Raw genomic sequence first — 15,127 nt, 5'->3', positions numbered from 1 at the left:
GAGACATTGCTGTGAGCAGTGAATTGATTTTTGGCTTCCATTCGATTGAAGCTATTTTAGCAAAAGAGCCTGAGCGCTTTTTAGAAATTTACGCACTAAAAGGACGTGAAGATAAGCGTCTAAATCCGGTACTAGAGCAAGCCCGTCGTTTTGGCATTTCTGTGCAATTTATGCAGCGTGCAGCTTTAGATAGAAAAGCGGATGGTGAGCAGCATCAAGGGATCATCGCAAACATTAAGCCGGGTAAAACGTACAATGAGCGCGATTTAGATACCATCTTACAAACCAATACTTCACCGTTCTTTTTGGTGTTGGATGGTGTTACCGATCCGCATAACTTAGGCGCTTGTTTACGTAGCGCAGATGCGGCAGGTGTGCATGGGTTAATCGTACCGAAGGACAAATCGGCAAAGCTGAATGCAACGGCGCGGAAAGTGGCTTGTGGTGCAGCGGAAACGGTTCCGCTCATTCAAGTGACGAATTTAGCGCGTACCCTTCGTGATTTGAAAGAAGCGGGTGTTTGGATTGTGGGTACTGCCGGCGAGACGGACACCGAGTTGTTTGACGCAAGTTTAACTGGGCCTATTGCAATAGTAATGGGGGCCGAGGGCGATGGTATGCGTCGTTTAACGCGTGAGCACTGCGATGTTTTAGTCAAAATCCCAATGGTCGGCAGTGTATCGAGTTTAAACGTATCGGTTGCGACGGGCGTATGTTTGTTTGAAGTCCTACGTCAACGTAAAGCGGTCGCAGTTTAACGACAAGAAGTTTGAAAAATGCCTTTTGAGGTCTCTCAAAAGGCGTTTTTTCGTTTAGTTATCGTGATTAGTAACCAAATCCAAGCAATAAATCTTCTAACTCCACCAATGAGTTTACGGTGTAGGTTGGCTGGATTGTTTCAGGGCAAACCGCACCGGGATGTTGAAGCCAGCATGAATCTATGCCAAATTGGTTTGCACCTAAAATGTCAGATGCCGCAGTGTCACCAACCATAAGCACTTTCGCTTTATCGGGATTGCCAAATAGATTGAGAGTGTGTGCGAAGATACGTGGATCCGGTTTTGCACAACCAATCAGTTCCGAAATGACAATATGTTCAAAGCAATCTCTTAAGCCCGTATGTGCGAGACGTCTTTCTTGCAGCGCAGCAAAGCCATTGGTGATAATGCCAAGCGATGCTTTGCCTTTTAGGCGTAGGAGCATTGAGCGTGCCCCTGGTAAAGGCTCACATATGCTGGCCATAGCATTCAAAAAACCTTCATTCAGTTCTTCAGGCGAAACACCCAAGCGTTCTCCCCAGGCTTTAAAGCGAGTAACTTGTAACGTGCGGGCATTGATTTTGCCATTCTGGTATTCCACCCAGAGCGGCGCGTTGACGGCTTGATAGGCTTTGTTATCGTTTTCAGTGAATTCAACGCCGTACTCTGCAAACAACGTTTTAAGGCCGAGGAAGGCATTGAAACTAAATAAGGTTTCGTCCGCATCGAATAAAATGTGCGTGTACTTCAAGATCACACTCCTATATACAGCTCAGGAAAGTTAAAAGGCGCCATCGCGAGGGTTAAGGCTTGCGTATAGGTACTTTCTCGTGTCGCATGATGATGTGTAAGCAGGCCAATTGCGCCGCCTTTTTGCTTCACGTTGGTGGTATTAAACGCGTTGTCCAACACATTACCAAGCTCTTCACCACTCAGCAGTGCCTGATAGAAAATTGGCGGCAAAGGCAGATTCGAGCTACGTCCAATACTGGTGTGGTCACGATTGGCGATAACGACATACGCAAAGGTTGCCGGACCAAAAGAAAAGTCAGCGGCACCACCTTCCATTGCACAGTAGAAATCAGCGTCATGATTGGCTTTTAAAAAGAGCACACGATTTTCTGCGCCAATACGGGTTTCATCTTCACCAATGGGTTGATCCGGTACTTCACTTGGCGCATGAAGGCCTTGGCAATCAATTTCATGTTCTGGATAATACAATTCGAAAACTGTTTTTGCCGCAGCGATTTTGACTGGATTTTTTGAACCCACAAGAATTTTTAATTTTTTCACGACGCATCCCATGCAAGTAAAACAAGCTCGTAGTTTACGAGCTTGTATGCAATGGCACAACAGCGGAGCGGGTGAGAATGTTCGAAGAAAAGGTTGGGTGTATTTAGATAGGTAAATCAACTGGCGCCATGTTTTCAAGAGCGCGTTTTTTCACAAGTAAATCGCGAATAAGCGGTGTAAGGACTAACTCCATTGCCAAGCCCATTTTCCCACCAGGTACAACGAGAGTGTTGATACGAGACATAAAACTGCCATCGATCATTTGTAAATAGTAAGGGAAATTTACGTCTTCAATGCCTCGAAACCGGATCACCACAAAGCTTTCGTCAAGCGAAGGAATATCTTTGGCACTAAATGGATTCGACGTATCGACAGTTGGTACGCGCTGAAAGTTAATGTGGGTGCGAGAGAACTGTGGTGTGATGTGCTGAATATAGTCATCCATACTGTTGACGATGGAACTCATCACAGCCTCACGAGAGTGACCCCGCTCATTGGTATCACGGATCAGTTTTTGGATCCATTCGAGGTTAATAATTGGCACCATGCCAATGAGCAAATCGACGTGCATTGCGACATCATGTTGCTCCGTTACCACACCACCATGTAGCCCTTCATAAAACAAAATATCTGAGTTTGTTTCTAATTCTTGATAAGGGGTAAAGGTACCGGGAAGTTGATTATAAGGAACCGCTTCATCGAAGGTGTGAAGGTAACGTCTTACTTTCCCTGCACCCGTTGCGCCATATTCTTCAAAAAGAGACTCTAACGCGCCAAAGTCATTGGCTTGTTCGCCAAAATAACTAATGTGTTTACCCGTCTGGACAGCTTCTCGTTTGAGTTTATCCATTTCAGGGCGAGTAAAACGATGGAAGCTATCGCCCTCAACGTAAGCCGCTTTGGCATTAAGACTTCGGAAAATGTGTTTAATAGCACTGGTTGTCGTTGTTGTCCCTGCACCTGAACTACCTGTAATCGCGATGATGGGATGCTTGTCTGACATAATTTCCTCGGAACGTGTAAGTTTAAAGCAGGGCAAATTGCCAGCCTTTTGGATGACGTCGCACATCAACATATCCTAAGTTTTGTGATTTGTCACCCAAGCCGTTATGATGGAAAAAATGGACAAGTGAGATGGATATATGAACTACCTAACCTGCTGCATAATGGCGTTGTTGCTGCCTTTTAGTGTTAATGCGAGTCAAATTTTTCTAGCGAAAGCGAAAGATAACGTACTGCAAGTAACGGCCATTACAAGCGACATTGGTTACCATAACCAACCGCTTATCGCTGCGAATGGTGTGTATTTTACAGGTGAAGCGGGACTTGGAAAAAATATGCAAACGGACCTATTTTTCTATGATTTCCAGTCTCAACAAACCCGTAATCTAACGAACTCGTCGGTAAGTGAGTTTTCCCCTACATTGTACCCTTATGATGCAGGACTTTCGTCGGTTGTTGTTGAATCCGATGGCACACAACGTCTTTGGTTTTACCCGTTCGACACGTCTAAAAAACCGAAGCGACTATATGATGATTTAAAACCTGTGGGTTATCACGCATGGGGTGCACAAGACGATATGATTTTGTTTATGCTCGGTGAGCCTCATTATCTTTATTACAGCGACAGAGCATCAACGCACCGACAAAAAATGGCCGATGATATAGGCCGAAGCCTTTCGTACAACGCAGCAGCACGCACATTTTCTTTCACGGTTAATGCGGATTCCCAGCAATGGTTTACAACGCTTGATGACGAAAACAAACAAGTACATCGCCGCTTTGTTTTGCCGGAACAAGTACAGGACTACACGTGGGTGGATGAGAATCATATCGCCTATGCCATAGGTGCGAAGGTTTTTCGTCGCAATATTAGTAACCCAACAGAAATTCAACCTTGGTACGATTTTGCAGAATATTGCGGTCAGATCAGTAGAATGAATTATCTTAACGAAACACTGGCGTTTGTGTGTGAACAGCGCTCAAACGAGCAATAAAGCGCCAACGGAACGTCAATATTGTTGAGCTAGCCTCAAAGGGTTTTAGGCAGTTGCCCACATAAATTTTCGGTAGGCAAACTCCAATATTACCTTCGATTGTGGTTAAATAGCGCTAATTTATTGGAATTTAGACTGAGGCAATTGATGGCCATATTAGTGACAGGCGGAGCTGGGTACATCGGTTCACACACTGTTTTAGAATTACTGAATGCAGGGCAAGACGTTATTGTCGTCGATAACTTAAGCAACGCATCTTCAGTGTCACTTGAGCGTGTAAGCCAACTGACAGGAAAGACGGTAACGTTTTATGAAGGGGATATTTTGGATAAACCCTTTTTGGACACCGTGTTTGCGCAACACGCTATTGAGCAAGTAATTCATTTTGCTGGATTAAAAGCAGTCGGCGAGTCAGTGCGAAAGCCGATTGAGTACTATCAAACAAATGTACAAGGCACATTGTCATTGCTTGATGCGATGCGTGATGCGGGGGTGTTCAAACTGGTCTTTAGTTCTTCAGCAACCGTGTACGGCGATCCTACATCACTGCCTATTCGTGAACATTTCCCTGTTGGCGGCACCACCAATCCTTATGGCACATCGAAACTCATGGTGGAAATGATGCTGCAGGATGTGGCGAAATCGGATACGCGTTGGTCGTTTGCGATTTTACGCTACTTCAATCCGGTTGGTGCGCACGAAAGTGGCTTGATTGGTGAAGATCCTAACGGAATACCAAATAATTTATTGCCGTATATTGCGCAAGTAGCAGTTGGAAAGTTGTCGCAACTTGGTGTATTTGGCGATGATTATGATACGCCTGACGGAACGGGGGTTCGTGATTATATTCATGTCGTTGACCTTGCGATTGGACATCTAAAAGCAATGCACAAAATTGAAAACGTTTCGGGTGTACATATCTACAATCTTGGTACAGGGAACGGATATTCCGTATTAGACATGGTAAAGGCATTCGAAAAAGCAGCTGGGAAAGCAATTCCATATGAGGTCAAACCTCGTCGTGCTGGTGATATCGCTGCAACGTACGCCGCACCAGAAAAAGCTCTTAATGAACTGGGTTGGAAAGCTGAGCGGGGTATTGATGACATGATGATGGATACGTGGCGTTGGCAAAGTAATAACCCAAATGGTTATCGAGCTTAATATCCGTTAGGAGGGTGTGCGCACACCCTCCAATGCTTTACCTGTTTCTGTGGTGAAGAAAACGAATCTAGCAGTTTCTGTCGTTTCAACCGTCAAGACGTATGCAATTAATGGCCACTTAATTGGGTTTCCTAGCCAGCCTTCATTAACCAATTCAACGCTAAATCACCTATCAACACACAGATTGGCTTGCTCGCATTTTTAACGTGATTAGCAAGATAGACGATGTGCTTTCGATTACGCCCCTAACGCGCAAATATAACCTCATCGCTATTCTGCCATCGAGTTTAGTAAGACGTTAAAACACCAAACAAAGCCCAAATCCGCCCCAGCCAAAACAAATAGCCCAGTCAGTAAACATTTCTCCTGTTGAAGCCAGCGTGGCACTTGAAAAGGCAAGTAGTGCAACCGTGCTCATTGCTTTAATCATATCAATATTCCTTATTTAATATATACGTTGAGTAATTTGGAGTGACTGTCTAAGACGTAGTCTTGCATCGACTCCTTTTGCATTGTGCAGGCCGTACAGTCAAACCAGTCAGGTGAAGCAGAAAGTAAAACTATTTTCTGCTCCTTACCTGATTGCTCCAACAAACCTGCCATTCCTGGCAAACGTTTTAGTTTTTGCCATGAAGACTGGGTATAACTAGCATCTTCTGAATGCTCACCTGATTGGATAAGTTCATTCAAGGCATCGCTAGAACCGCCGATTTGATAATAGATAGGTGCTCCTTCATGATTTAGCACAAAAAGATGTGGAAGACGTTTTTTGAGTCCTGATTGTTTGAATACCGCCTTATCAATATAGATCGATTGAGATTCTAATTCTGAGGCGACACTTGAAAATGCAATACATGTAGTGGCAAGTGCCACTGCGAGTCCTTTCATTTTTCATCCTTGCTGATTTGTGTGAAAACAAGTGTAGTTAGATATCCTTGGGTTGTAATAAAAATGCAATGAAACTTATTCAGTTTGACAGCTCAAATTGTTTCTTCAGCTGCGTATTGTGTCTAAATACACGCCAATTGGTTATTTAACTTATTGTATTTTAATTATTTTGCTGGTTTAGTTTTTTTCAATTGTGGAAGGTCGTTAATAACAGAATCAAGCCTTTACTGTATAAAATTCCTTTTCCCAAAGTTTAGTTGAGATGACGTTGTTGGGGTGATGCTTTAATTGGATTAATGTATAATGGTGCATTGAGATTGTACTTGTCTTGCATGCTCATTTTCCTGAGCAGAGCGACGCCGATTAGCCGTATGAGCGATTTTTCATGACTGACTTATCCCCAAAAAACACAACGAGTGACTTCCGTCGTTTTTCCGTGGCCCCCATGCTCGATTGGACGGACCGTCATTGCCGTACTTTTCACCGTAAGCTGACAAAACACGCTGTGCTGTATACCGAGATGGTTACGACAGGGGCAATTATTTTCGGTAAAGGCGATTACCTCAGTTTTGGTGAACATGAAATGCCCGTGGCATTGCAACTTGGTGGTTCAGATCCAAAAGCGTTGGCGGAATGTGCGAAACGAGCTGCAGAGCATGGTTACAGTGAAATTAATTTAAACGTAGGTTGTCCATCCGATCGTGTTCAGAATGGTCGTTTTGGCGCTTGTTTAATGGCTGAACCGAAATTAGTGGCTGAATGTGTGGCGGCGATGCAGGCGGAAGTATCAATTCCTGTAACGGTTAAAACACGGATAGGCATTGATGAACAAGATTCGTATGAGTTTCTAACTCAGTTGATTGAAGATTGTCATGATGTTGGCTGTGATGATGTCATTATCCATGCACGTAAAGCGTGGCTAAAAGGCCTAAGTCCAAAAGAGAACCGTGAAATTCCACCACTCGATTACCCACGTGTTTATCAGCTGAAAAAAGATTACCCACAACTACACGTAAGCATTAATGGTGGCATTAAAACCATCGAAGAATGCCAACATCACTTGCAATTTGTCGACGGTGTGATGGTAGGCCGCGAAGCGTACGCAAACCCGTTTATGCTAAGCCAGGTGGATGAACTGATTTACGGAGAGGCGCCGTTTACAATGACGAAGCATGAAGTCGTTCGCAGTATGTACGACTACATCGAAACGCAAATGACGCAGGGCTCCAACTTCTGGCATATTGCGCGCCATATGTTAGGCATTTTCCAAAACCAGCAAGGTGCACGTTTATTCAGACGCCATTTGTCAGAAAACGGGCATAAGAAAACGGCCGATCTTAGTGTGTTAGAAGCTGCTCTCGCCCTCGTACCAGAATAAATTAATTTTCAAAGATCGCGGAAGCCACGTTTTGTCGAAAACAAAACGTGGCTTTTTTATTGTCGTTACAATGTTGTTTAGATTCTGTCTCGCCCTAAATTGGGCCAACACACGGCTTATCTCTGCCTTCGTGTACTCTTTTAAAAACTCACTAAAAAATAGTCAAATTGACCAGTTTTGAATCATGCTGAGTTTGGTTTTAGTGATGTGAATTTCTCTAATCTATTGATTTTTAAGTTTTTAACTAAGTTGGCACAGAGCTTGGAATAGCTTTAGTAACAATAAGTTGAAATCTGAGGAAAATACCATGGCGCTAATCGAACGAATCGAAAATGTCATTAAAGCAGAACTAAATGCACTTTTAGACAAAGCGGAAGACCCCAAAAAAATGGCGAGTGTCACGCTTAACGAATTGCAAGAATGCCTTGCTGAGTGTCGTGCTACGGCGGCAGGTTTGATCTGTGAGCAAAAAGCAATTTTAAGACATCGTGAGCAAAGCGAAAAACAAATCGGACAGTGGCAAGACAAGGCTGAACATGCGTTAACGAAGGGCCGTGACGATTTAGCGAAAGCGGCACTATTAGAGAAACAAAAAATTACTCAAACGATGGACAGCAAAACATCAGAACTCGTACGTATCGACGAAGCGCTTGCCAAACTTAATGAAGACGCGGGTACGTTGCAAGCAAAGATAGAACAATTGAAAACGTTACAATCTCAGTTGCAGCGTCGTGAAAACACGGCGAGCGTCCGTTTGAAAGCAAAACAAGTGCAAAGCACTGAGCAAGCACATGCCGCGATGGAAAAATTCGAATTTTTAGTGTCTAAGGTGGAACGTTTGGAATCGGAAGTCGAAAGTTATGACTTGGGTGCGCAATCCACACAAGCACAATTTGCGAAATTAGAACAAGACGAAAAAATGGAGCAAGAACTCGCTGCATTAAAAGAAAAAGTTTCTAAGAAAAAGGCGAGCGCGTAATTACACGCGCTGAACTTGCACAAAATAGGCTGAATTGGAGGGCATGACATGTCTCAATTTTATCAAAAAAAATATCAACGGATGACGCGTAACCTAAGCAACAAAAAGTTAGCGGGTGTGTGTAGTGGATTTGCTGAGCGTTTTGATATGCCGGTTTGGCTTGTACGCCTACTGACTTTATTGGTTTTCTTTAAATTCCCAGTGTTGATCGTGATTGCGTATGGTTTAGCGGCATGTTGTTTACCAACTAAAACCATTGAGTCGTAAGGACTTAAAATGATGAAAACGGTATTTATAGCCTTACTTTTATTGATGTTATTTATGGCATTGCCGTTGACGCAATCTCCTATTGTATGGTTTTCAATGGGAGATTGGCTTGCGGATTGCGATTGGGTTGGACTTGAGTTATTAAGTTCTATCGCCGTTATAATTGCCATATTTGTTGTTATTACACTGATTAGCTTAGGTATTTTTGCCGCCGTTTTGATGGCCTTGTTTGCTGGGCTTTTAGCGCTACTCTTTAATTCAGCGTTTATTTTGTTGCCGCTGGGACTTATCTTACTCGTGTATTGGCTTATAACCGATAAAAAAACAGCTCAACCCTAAGGGACTGTAAGGCTGCGGTGTAAAACGAAGTTGGCGTTTAGAGACCATATGCGTATCGCGATGCACATGTGCGATGTAAACGCGACAAAACGTTGTAACTTTAGCCGATACCAGTACGCGAGGTGCGTAAAATATGCTAGGTTATTCCTCATCTTATCTATAGAGGAATCGCCATGTTTACGCGTTTATTCAGCCTTATTTCGTTGGGCTTTTTTACTTGCACATCTTTTGCGCATCAAGGTCACGAACATGAACATCACACTGACAAGGTAGAAGCTATATCGGTTTCTCACGCGTGGGTACGTGAATGGCTGCCGGGAACACCCTCTACTTCGGCCTATTTTATGGTTTCGAATCAAGATCATCACGCCGCGAAGTTAGTCAAGGCGACGGTGGAGGGTGTAGGACGAGTTGAAATGCATGAACACATTCATGCAGATGGTATGATGAAAATGCAGCAAGTGGAATCCGTTGAAGTCGCACCAGAAAGCACATTGGCGTTTCAACCAGGCGGTTTCCATCTCATGTTATTTGAGCCAGCAAAACCAATCAAAAAAGGCGATAGCCTGAAGTTAACGCTATATTTTGCTGATGGCGATCGTGTCTTTACGATGGCGGACGTGAAAAGCGTAATGGAACAAGAGTCTTCTCATCAACATCATCATTAGGAGATACGATGGCTGAACATAAAGGAAAAATAGCGGCGGTATTTGGCGCTATCTTACTGCTTTTTTACCTTATTGCAGTTTATTGGAGTATTGAACCCGCGCGCTTTAACGTCGTAGAAACCGCAAAGGCGGATGCGAGGGCACGCAATGAGAAAATGGTTGTTGGTTATACTACAACCACTACTTTGATAAAGGTCGCTGAAACGCTATTGGACAAAAATGGGGGCTATCTATCAAATGATGTGATTCCACCCAGTGTCATGATGGACAATATGCCCGCATGGGAATACGGTGCGCTGGAAATGGTGCGTGACTTAGCTTTGTCAATGCGTAAAGATTTTAGCCGCTCTCAGTCTCAATCTACGGAACACCCAAGTTTGAAAAAAGCACAACCGCAATTTAACATCAGCTCTACAGCTTGGATGTGGCCAAGTGCTGAGGGTGAATATCGTAAGGGCATCGATTACCTATACGAATATCGCGCACAAATCGCCAATCAACAAGACGCGAATAGTCAGTTTTACGCTCGGGCAGATAATCTCCGTGGCTGGCTAAAAGAATCGGAAAAGCGTCTTGGTAGTTTGAGTCAACGCTTGAGTGCAAGTGTCGGTCAAGAGCGAGTAAATACGGATCTTGCAGGTGACAGCGCAGCACATCAAGCCACCAATGCACCTCTTCGTCATGAAATTAAAACATCTTGGTGGCAAATTGATGATGTTTTCTACGAGGCTCGAGGTGCAACTTGGGCGTTATTGCATTTCTTAAAAGCGGTCGAGCATGACTTTGGTGACGTTTTAGATAAAAAGAACGCACGCATTAGTTTGCTGCAAATTGTACGAGAACTTGAAGCGACACAAGATACAGTTTGGAGTCCTATGATCTTGAACGGCAGTGGTTTTGGTTTAGTTGCGAATCATTCCTTGGTCATGGCAAACTATATCTCACGCGCCAATGCGGCATTAATCGAACTAAGTGAACTCTTAGCGCAAGGATAATTTGAATGAAAAAACTTTGTTTAGCGTTAGCTCTAGCGACAGCGGGATTAGCACCCGTTGCTCACGCAGATACCTTATTAGGGTTATACGTCGGCGGTGAAGGATGGAAAACTTCAAACGAGGGTAGTTTCGCAAATAAAGGCAACCTGCAAAAATTTAATTTCGAGGATGAAACGTTCACGAGCTACTACGCAGCGCTTGAACACCCGATCCCATTAGTGCCAAACATCAAGTTAAAGCATACAGAACTTGAGATTACCGGTTCAACTACGTTATCAGAAACGTTTGAATTTGGTGGCACCGAATACCGTACGAATACGGCAGCGACAACCGTTTCAGACCTCACACACAACGACATTATTTTATATTATGAGCTGTTTGATAACGATCTTGTCTCGATTGATTTTGGTGTCAATGTGAAACAGTTCGACGGTGAAATAACGGTAAAAGGTGAAGATCAAGCAACTGGCAATATGACGACAGAACGCGTGGATTTCTCAGGCTACGTCCCTATGGGTTACCTGCGTGGTGAAGTGGGCATGCCGTTTACAGGCTTAAGTCTTTTTGCTGAAGGAAGTGTGCTCAGCATTTCAGGTAGCAGCATCCAAGACTACCAAGTTGGTGTCGCTTGGGCTTTTGTTGAGAATATGGCGGTAGACGTTGCGGTTCGAGCAGGTTACAGAAGCTTGCAATTAGAACTAGACGACATTGACGATATTGATACTGATTTAGATTTTTCAGGTCCATTCTTGGGACTAGAACTTCACTTCTAATCATTCTTAATATTAGACAAAAAGGGGCTTAAGCCCCTTTTTGATTGGAACCGAACAATCCTACTGTTAAGTCAGGGGGATTATTCACTCCATTGTAATTGAAAGTCTTCTTCAAAGGCTTGTTGCAACGCCTGCTTGTAAAGCTTGTTGATGGGCGAATTGATGAGCTTTTTAAGTTCATCCCCCGTCTGGGTCAATTTGTAATAGCACAACACCAAATCACTGTGCTTGGCACTGAGAGCTAACTTTTGGCGTTGAAAACGAAATTGCAAAGCTTGATCCGATTTAAGTTCAGCAGATTCAATTTCTTGTCGATAAATTAAGCCAATATCCATCAGGGTAAGAATGTGTGGAAAACTTAAACCTGCTTTACTCAAATTCAAACTCTCACGGTTACTTTTACGTAATAAATCGAAGAACGAAGGTTTACGATAGAACCCGAGAATGATGATATGACTGTCGTCTTTTTCTGAGTAACCACACAAGCCAGCAGCGCGATGTAAGGCATCGGCCTCTCGTTGCGTCATTTGCTTTAATGTCTGCAAACTTTTAATCGAAAACGTACCCGGTGAGATTGTTTCTCCAACCAAAATTTTTGCCCATAGCAACTGCATTTGCGTGTTGGAGGTGTCTTCAGCGAGGTGAATAAAACGGTCAACCCAATCTGCATCTGGCAAGCCTTGACTGGTCACTTCGGGGCAGACACGCATCGCTTCGCACATGATGGCTTCAATATTTTTCTGACGCTGGATTTTGGTGAGTTGATTTCGCTTCAACGCACGTTTAAGTAAGCCGACATTGCTTTTTATCGCAAAGTTTTCACCTTGTTTTCCACCCACCGTATAGCTGTTTTCATCCGCAGAGCTGAGTCGTCGAGAATCTGCCTTGATAACTGGAAAACCCAATTTGTCCTCAATGATGTAGGCCAAACTCAGCTTGGCTTGGGCATTTTTTACCGTCATGCGTGTCACTTTCTGGTGTTGATTGTTTATTTCTACAGGAGTCTGCAATATTTGGCTAGTCCCTTGTTAAAGCTCGGCATTGTAGGACGCCTTTTCGTCTAGGATAAATACGAGTGTGTCTGATATCACGCCCGCTAAGTGAATATCGGCAATGCGCGATGTCATCTGAAAATACAAAGTTGAGGAGAGAATGTGTGCATCAACTGGGCAACGTCTTAGCTCAAGTCATTGGAATTAATTTATTTTCAGCCAGGTAGCAGCAATGCTGCGAACTTAGTCTATACTAATTGGTGTCAGAAAATTTATGCTACGTCTTTTCTTTTATGCACATATGTTTAAAGCCGATTTATCAAAACAATTCGAATATTATCAATGGCTCGGCATCAATGCGGGCTTTTCTCGTGTAATACCCGCTTGTATTGGACTGAAGGAAGTAGAATGACACCAGAAGAGACCGATTTCCTATTTGCCGATCATGAAGATGAGGCTACCCCTGTTGCTGAAATTCGGGATTTTTGGGACGTGCTTATTGTGGATGATGACCCAGAAATTCACTCAGTGACAAAGCTCGCGTTATCAGGTGTTACTTTTTGGGAAAAAGGCATTCGCTTCCATGATGCGTTTTCAGGCAAAGAAGCCATCGAGATCCTTTCGCAACCGAATTCGATTTGCGTTGTTTTACTCGACGTTGTGATGGAAACGGACGATGCGGGGTTTCATGTCGTTCGGTTAGTCCGCGAACAATTAAACAATCGGTTTATTCGTATTATTCTGCGAACGGGTCAGCCAGGTTTTGCACCTGAAGAAAATGTGATCCGTGAGTACGACATCAACGACTACAAAACGAAAACAGAGTTAACCCGCAGCAAACTCGTTACGTCGTTAATGACAGCGATTCGCTCTTTTGAACAGTTACAGCAATTAGAATCTCACAGTGCGTCACTGGCGAGTATTTTGGAAGCGTCAAAAGCGATTCTTGGCCACACGGATATTCAAGTGTTTGGTGAAGCGGTGATCCATCAATTGGCGAATATTCTGGATGTTGAAGCCAAAGGTATTATGTGTGGCATGATCGGTGACGATAAACGAATTCTAGTCATTGGGGGGAGTGAAGATTATCAGCAGTATGTGGGTTCCGGACTTGAACAGCTCGATAATGGCCGCATTATTTTGCAGATGCAAAATGCCTTTGATTGTTTGTGCCATCAACGTACCGACCATGATTTAACCTTTATTTTGAAAACAAAATCGCGTTCAGCGGCAATTTACCTGGAATTAGAGGCGCGTCCCAATGATGCGCAGTTGCAATTTGCCGAGTTATTTTTAACGAATGTGAGCGTAGGTTTAGACAACATTCGACTGTTCAACAAATTACGAGATGTAGCTTACAAAGATCCACTGACCAAATTGCCAAATCGTTCCAACTTTGTTGAGATGATTGAAAAAGAGTACGAACCGGACCATAACGAGTTTATTTTCGCGATTGTCGATATTGCACAATTCTCCGATATCAATAACGGGCTAGGTCAGGAAGTGGGTAATTTGCTGTTGCTCGCCGTAATGGAACGTCTTCGCGTCGAATTTCCGGAGGCAAAAATGCTGTCGCGTATCGGCGCTGATGTTTTTGCCCTGTTACTACCAAACGCCACGTTTGATGATGAACTGTTTCTTGACGCCTTATTAATCCCATATGCGGTTGGAGAACACGTACTAACAGTGCATTTCCATGTTGGGTTGTGTGAACAGCAAGACTTTCATAAGCAAGGATTAGAGACGTTAAAATTGGCCTATATTGCATTGAACCAAGCAAAAATGGGGAAAGTCACTGTTGGACGCTACTCGGCAGACTTGGAAGAGCGAATGGCTTGGCGACTGGGGATTATTCGTCAACTTCGACAAGATTTTGAACATCGGAAATTGGAAGTTTGGTATCAGCCACAGCTTAATTTCCATTCACTTGAGGTTATTGGCTGTGAAGCGCTCTTGCGCTGGCCTTCTGGTAATGGCAATTACATTTCACCTGCTGTGTTTGTGCCGATGGCTGAAGATTCCGGTCTCATTGTCGATATTGGGCAATGGGTACTAGAGCAGGCTTGCGAGCAACAACGGTTGTTGGCTCAACGCGGTTTCAATATCAGCGTGGCTGTCAACGTATCGGTACCTCAGTTTAAAGTCCCTAATTATGCTCAATCCGTTAAAGATACGCTCGAAGCCTATAAAATCCCATCGAATAAAATTGAATTAGAAGTCACGGAAAGCGTAGTGATGGATGACATCTCAGGCGTTATTGAAACACTTAAAGAACTCAAGAATTACGGTGTGGAAGTCGCTATAGACGACTTTGGTACCGGCTTCTCGTCATTGAGTTATTTACAAAAACTGCCGCTCGCGAGGCTTAAAATTGATCGTGCGTTTGTTAAAGACATTCCAGATAATGACAGTGGTGCAATTGCCTCACTGGTTATCTCTTTAGGCAAAAGCTTAGGCTTAAAAACGATTGCGGAAGGGGTGGAAACCCAAGAGCAGGCAACGGTGCTTAAAACACTCGGATGTGATGAGGTGCAGGGGTTCTTGTATGGTAAACCCATGAAGAGCGATGAGTTATTCGATTTCTTGCAAAATACCAAGAGCGAAAGCCAGTAAACAAGCGGGATTACGCTATTTTT

General features: G+C 43.6%; 17 protein-coding genes. 11 read left to right on the top strand and 6 right to left on the bottom strand.

Annotation, left to right across the window (positions count from 1 at the left end):
- Positions 1–11 precede the first annotated feature (11 nt).
- The gene (gene rlmB, locus NI389_RS08970) at positions 12–758 is read left to right on the top strand and encodes a 23S rRNA (guanosine(2251)-2'-O)-methyltransferase RlmB (protein ID WP_208841744.1); all 747 of its coding nucleotides are present in this window, start codon (positions 12–14) and stop codon (positions 756–758) included.
- Between the two features lie 67 nt (positions 759–825).
- Here the strand turns inward: rlmB and yjjG are convergent, their stop codons facing one another.
- From yjjG to NI389_RS08955, 3 genes are all read right to left on the bottom strand, one after another.
- Positions 826–1,509: a pyrimidine 5'-nucleotidase gene (gene yjjG, locus NI389_RS08965; protein WP_308359377.1), complete on the bottom strand. Its 684-nt coding sequence runs from the start codon at positions 1,507–1,509 to the stop codon at positions 826–828.
- A gap of 2 nt (positions 1,510–1,511) precedes the next feature.
- Positions 1,512–2,051, bottom strand: a complete 540-nt coding sequence (gene yjjX, locus NI389_RS08960) for an inosine/xanthosine triphosphatase (protein WP_372588593.1) — start codon at positions 2,049–2,051, stop codon at positions 1,512–1,514.
- Positions 2,052–2,154: 103 nt separating this feature from the next.
- Positions 2,155–3,054 (bottom strand): phosphoribulokinase, encoded by a 900-nt coding sequence (locus tag NI389_RS08955; RefSeq protein ID WP_308359373.1) that lies wholly within the window; start codon positions 3,052–3,054, stop codon positions 2,155–2,157.
- A gap of 139 nt (positions 3,055–3,193) precedes the next feature.
- On the opposite strand from NI389_RS08955, the gene NI389_RS08950 reads away from it, so the two are divergent.
- Together NI389_RS08950 and galE are read left to right on the top strand one after the other, a co-directional pair.
- Positions 3,194–4,048, top strand: coding sequence for a hypothetical protein (locus tag NI389_RS08950; RefSeq protein WP_308359371.1), 855 nt, complete (start codon positions 3,194–3,196; stop codon positions 4,046–4,048).
- Positions 4,049–4,195: 147 nt separating this feature from the next.
- Positions 4,196–5,212: a UDP-glucose 4-epimerase GalE gene (gene galE, locus NI389_RS08945; RefSeq protein ID WP_308359369.1), complete on the top strand. Its 1,017-nt coding sequence runs from the start codon at positions 4,196–4,198 to the stop codon at positions 5,210–5,212.
- A 298-nt stretch (positions 5,213–5,510) separates the two neighbouring features.
- Here the strand turns inward: galE and NI389_RS08940 are convergent, their stop codons facing one another.
- Positions 5,511–5,642, bottom strand: coding sequence for a hypothetical protein (locus NI389_RS08940; RefSeq protein WP_280117625.1), 132 nt, complete (start codon positions 5,640–5,642; stop codon positions 5,511–5,513).
- Between the two features lie 11 nt (positions 5,643–5,653).
- Positions 5,654–6,100, bottom strand: a complete 447-nt coding sequence (locus NI389_RS08935; RefSeq protein WP_308359367.1) for a hypothetical protein — start codon at positions 6,098–6,100, stop codon at positions 5,654–5,656.
- Between the two features lie 385 nt (positions 6,101–6,485).
- Here NI389_RS08935 and dusA point away from each other — a divergent pair, with 385 nt between their 5' ends.
- From dusA to NI389_RS08900, 7 genes are all read left to right on the top strand, one after another.
- Positions 6,486–7,478, top strand: a complete 993-nt coding sequence (gene dusA / locus NI389_RS08930) for a tRNA dihydrouridine(20/20a) synthase DusA (RefSeq protein ID WP_308359365.1) — start codon at positions 6,486–6,488, stop codon at positions 7,476–7,478.
- Between the two features lie 307 nt (positions 7,479–7,785).
- On the top strand, positions 7,786–8,457 hold the full coding sequence (locus NI389_RS08925) for a PspA/IM30 family protein (RefSeq protein WP_308359364.1): 672 nt from the start codon (positions 7,786–7,788) through the stop codon (positions 8,455–8,457).
- A 48-nt stretch (positions 8,458–8,505) separates the two neighbouring features.
- Complete coding sequence (locus NI389_RS08920) at positions 8,506–8,724, top strand: PspC domain-containing protein (protein WP_308359362.1); 219 nt, start codon at positions 8,506–8,508, stop codon at positions 8,722–8,724.
- Between the two features lie 9 nt (positions 8,725–8,733).
- Entirely contained in the window at positions 8,734–9,063 is a 330-nt protein-coding gene (locus tag NI389_RS08915; RefSeq protein ID WP_308359360.1) for a hypothetical protein, read from the top strand.
- A 173-nt stretch (positions 9,064–9,236) separates the two neighbouring features.
- A complete protein-coding gene (locus NI389_RS08910; RefSeq protein WP_308359358.1) occupies positions 9,237–9,731 on the top strand; it encodes a copper chaperone PCu(A)C in 495 nt (164 codons plus the stop codon).
- Between the two features lie 8 nt (positions 9,732–9,739).
- Complete coding sequence (locus tag NI389_RS08905) at positions 9,740–10,726, top strand: DUF2333 family protein (RefSeq protein ID WP_308359356.1); 987 nt, start codon at positions 9,740–9,742, stop codon at positions 10,724–10,726.
- Positions 10,727–10,731: 5 nt separating this feature from the next.
- On the top strand, positions 10,732–11,499 hold the full coding sequence (locus tag NI389_RS08900; protein ID WP_208841731.1) for a TIGR04219 family outer membrane beta-barrel protein: 768 nt from the start codon (positions 10,732–10,734) through the stop codon (positions 11,497–11,499).
- An 80-nt stretch (positions 11,500–11,579) separates the two neighbouring features.
- On the opposite strand, the gene NI389_RS08895 is transcribed toward NI389_RS08900, so the two are convergent.
- On the bottom strand, positions 11,580–12,461 hold the full coding sequence (locus tag NI389_RS08895; protein WP_308359355.1) for a TIGR03899 family protein: 882 nt from the start codon (positions 12,459–12,461) through the stop codon (positions 11,580–11,582).
- Positions 12,462–12,899: 438 nt separating this feature from the next.
- Here NI389_RS08895 and NI389_RS08890 point away from each other — a divergent pair, with 438 nt between their 5' ends.
- Positions 12,900–15,104 (top strand): bifunctional diguanylate cyclase/phosphodiesterase, encoded by a 2,205-nt coding sequence (locus tag NI389_RS08890; protein ID WP_308359353.1) that lies wholly within the window; start codon positions 12,900–12,902, stop codon positions 15,102–15,104.
- Positions 15,105–15,127 lie beyond the last annotated feature (23 nt).

Origin of the sequence: Pseudoalteromonas xiamenensis (genome assembly GCF_030994125.1) — a bacterium.
Lineage (GTDB): Bacteria > Pseudomonadota > Gammaproteobacteria > Enterobacterales > Alteromonadaceae > Pseudoalteromonas > Pseudoalteromonas xiamenensis_B.
The sequence above is the reverse complement of the archived record's forward strand: the minus strand, read 5'-3'. Positions and strand labels throughout refer to the sequence as shown.

Excerpts from the sequence above, each read along its gene's own strand:
- NI389_RS08915 (WP_308359360.1), top strand. The coding sequence starts at position 8,734 with ATGATGAAAACGGTATTTATAGCCTTACTTTTATTGATGTTATTTATG.
- galE (WP_308359369.1), top strand. The coding sequence starts at position 4,196 with ATGGCCATATTAGTGACAGGCGGAGCTGGGTACATCGGTTCACACACT.
- NI389_RS08935 (WP_308359367.1), bottom strand. The coding sequence starts at position 6,100 with ATGAAAGGACTCGCAGTGGCACTTGCCACTACATGTATTGCATTTTCA.
- NI389_RS08940 (WP_280117625.1), bottom strand. The coding sequence starts at position 5,642 with ATGATTAAAGCAATGAGCACGGTTGCACTACTTGCCTTTTCAAGTGCC.
- NI389_RS08950 (WP_308359371.1), top strand. The coding sequence starts at position 3,194 with ATGAACTACCTAACCTGCTGCATAATGGCGTTGTTGCTGCCTTTTAGT.
- NI389_RS08925 (WP_308359364.1), top strand. The coding sequence starts at position 7,786 with ATGGCGCTAATCGAACGAATCGAAAATGTCATTAAAGCAGAACTAAAT.
- NI389_RS08895 (WP_308359355.1), bottom strand. The coding sequence starts at position 12,461 with ATGACGGTAAAAAATGCCCAAGCCAAGCTGAGTTTGGCCTACATCATT.
- NI389_RS08920 (WP_308359362.1), top strand. The coding sequence starts at position 8,506 with ATGTCTCAATTTTATCAAAAAAAATATCAACGGATGACGCGTAACCTA.
- NI389_RS08905 (WP_308359356.1), top strand. The coding sequence starts at position 9,740 with ATGGCTGAACATAAAGGAAAAATAGCGGCGGTATTTGGCGCTATCTTA.
- NI389_RS08900 (WP_208841731.1), top strand. The coding sequence starts at position 10,732 with ATGAAAAAACTTTGTTTAGCGTTAGCTCTAGCGACAGCGGGATTAGCA.
- NI389_RS08955 (WP_308359373.1), bottom strand. The coding sequence starts at position 3,054 with ATGTCAGACAAGCATCCCATCATCGCGATTACAGGTAGTTCAGGTGCA.
- dusA (WP_308359365.1), top strand. The coding sequence starts at position 6,486 with ATGACTGACTTATCCCCAAAAAACACAACGAGTGACTTCCGTCGTTTT.
- NI389_RS08890 (WP_308359353.1), top strand. The coding sequence starts at position 12,900 with ATGACACCAGAAGAGACCGATTTCCTATTTGCCGATCATGAAGATGAG.
- NI389_RS08910 (WP_308359358.1), top strand. The coding sequence starts at position 9,237 with ATGTTTACGCGTTTATTCAGCCTTATTTCGTTGGGCTTTTTTACTTGC.